The sequence below is a fragment of the Psychrobacter sp. 1044 genome, assembly GCF_904846525.1.
Taxonomy (GTDB): Bacteria; Pseudomonadota; Gammaproteobacteria; order Pseudomonadales; family Moraxellaceae; genus Psychrobacter.
Genome location: NZ_CAJHAZ010000045.1, coordinates 1 through 2,040, shown reverse-complemented (window position 1 = coordinate 2,040; position 2,040 = coordinate 1). Strand labels below are relative to the sequence as shown.

Annotated in this window: 3 protein-coding genes; 1 reads left to right on the top strand and 2 read right to left on the bottom strand. The window is 37.9% G+C overall.

All coding sequences use genetic code 11. The features are described 5' to 3' along the window. Window positions 1-169: 169 nt before the first annotated feature. A complete protein-coding gene (locus tag JMX82_RS14060; RefSeq protein WP_045456504.1) occupies window positions 170-667 on the bottom strand; it encodes a hypothetical protein in 498 nt (165 codons plus the stop codon). Window positions 668-716: 49 nt separating this feature from the next. Next, window positions 717-1,337: a hypothetical protein gene (locus tag JMX82_RS14055; protein WP_045456507.1), complete on the bottom strand. Its 621-nt coding sequence runs from the start codon at window positions 1,335-1,337 to the stop codon at window positions 717-719. A 91-nt stretch (window positions 1,338-1,428) separates the two neighbouring features. Between JMX82_RS14055 and JMX82_RS14050 the strand changes: the two genes are divergently transcribed. Then, the coding region (locus JMX82_RS14050) for an IS5 family transposase (RefSeq protein WP_201540991.1) at window positions 1,429-2,040 on the top strand (612 nt) is incomplete at its 3' end.

Sequence of the window (2,040 nt, the reverse complement as noted above, 5' to 3'; positions counted from 1 at the left end):
CTCAGGAGTGTAGGTTTGTCTTTTCATTGTCGTATTCTCTCAGAATGTTAAGTCTCCGACAATACCGGGGCGGTTCAATATGGAATATAGAAGATATTACCATCTAGACTACTAAATATACTTTATGTGAAAGTTTTTACGTTTAGGAGAAAAAAAGGGGGGGGGACAACTAAGACATGCCGTCTTCTTCACCTTCTTCAAAGAACGGCACACAGAATGCAGTGTCTTTCTTGGCATCAGGAATAAAGCATTTTAAAATATCTGTTAAGTCAACAGGCTCTTTATTATAACGCGCATCTAAATCCGCTTCACTAATCTCTTTATAAGTACCGTCGATGAGATTTTTAAGTTTGGCTGGCTTACCATTAAGACTTATTTCTTCCACAAGGTTTTTAACCTTCCCATCCTTACCAAAGTCAAAAGTTGCATCGTTTATGGTGCTGTATTTTGTGCCTGTAGCAAGTTTGTAATTCATTTGTTCGATTGAATAACTCATACTACCGCCTACATCTCCTGTATAAGAACATGCCATGCCATGCGTCTTAGCTTTAGCGATAGAGCTAATGACGATACAGGTTGTATCACCTTTAGTCGAACCCATACCAGCCATAGCACTGATAGATAACAATGATAATGGGATAATAGTAAGTAATGTGGTAATTTTCATTTTTTCGTTCCTAAATACGTTTATAGTCAATGGATTGAGCGATAAATAGCTAGCCATTTATAAGGCTGGATAGCCTTGCCATCCATAAATTTGAATCATTATGGTTAGCAGTCCAAAAGGAATATAAAGGCATATCAGGGTCATTGATTTCTACCCTCATACCAGTAAAAGTAGTCTCAGTCTTTCCGCCGCTAATATGACCCGAACTATGCACCTTATAATTTTCATTTGTCACAGTTGATTCATGTGAATACCACTGCCTGATATCAGAAAAATCGCAAATAATCACTCTCTTTTCTTGTTCTGGATCAATGGTAAAGGCTATCTTTCTAGCTTCTTTATCTATAATTATCCCAGGAGCCTCGTAAGAAACATTTATATTATTCTTTATGGCTAGCTCTTTGTAATAATTATGAACTTTATCGTATTCCTTTCTTCCTTTAGTCGCTATCAGCGTGAACTGTAGAAATGTGAATCGTATACCTAGTATTATAAAGAGCGAAAGCATGAATGTTAGTAAGGCTGATATGAAACCGCCCCCAAAAATAAATGCGAGTATAGATAAACCCAAAGCTATATATAGAGTTTGTTTAGCAATTTTTTTCATTACTCCAAATGTTTCAAAATCAGGAGCCAAGTCATCGTTTGCACTTATTTTCTGTATAGCCATACTAGGGGCTGTATAGAATTGAATCATTGAAAAAAGATAAGCAACACCTTACGTTCATGTTTACCAGAACGAAAAACACAAGGTATTGCTTATGACTCGCACCATGCTCAAAGATAACCAGTGGTACAAGCTACGTACTATATTGTGTCAAATAAACGTTTATGACAAGCCCAATTTAAGACTGGCCATTGAAGCAATGTTATACCGAATACGAGTTGGCTGTCCGTGGCGAGACATACCTGACTATTTTGGTAAATGGTATGTTATCTATCAGCAGTACCGTTACTGGCGTATCACTGGCAAGTGGCAAAAACTGATGTCAATAATCACACAAAACTACGATGGAGAATGGTTATTCATCGATGGCAGTGTGGTCAAAGCACATCAGCATAGCACTGGATCGGCGAGTCAACAAGATGAAGCCATTGGTAAGAGCGTCGCTGGCAACAGTAGCAAGATTCATCTAGTGGTTGATGCGTGTGGTAATCCTGTTCGTGTTGAAGTCACAGGTGGTCAAGTACATGACTCAAAAATGGCAAATGACTTAATCAAACAAACGATTAAAGATGATACTGAAGCGGTTGCTGCCGACAAAGGCTATGACAGCCAAGATATTAGAATCTGTATTATGGAAAACAATGCTAAAGCCGTCATACCTGTTAAATCCAACTCAAAAAGCAGTAATGATGATATGGATTGGTAT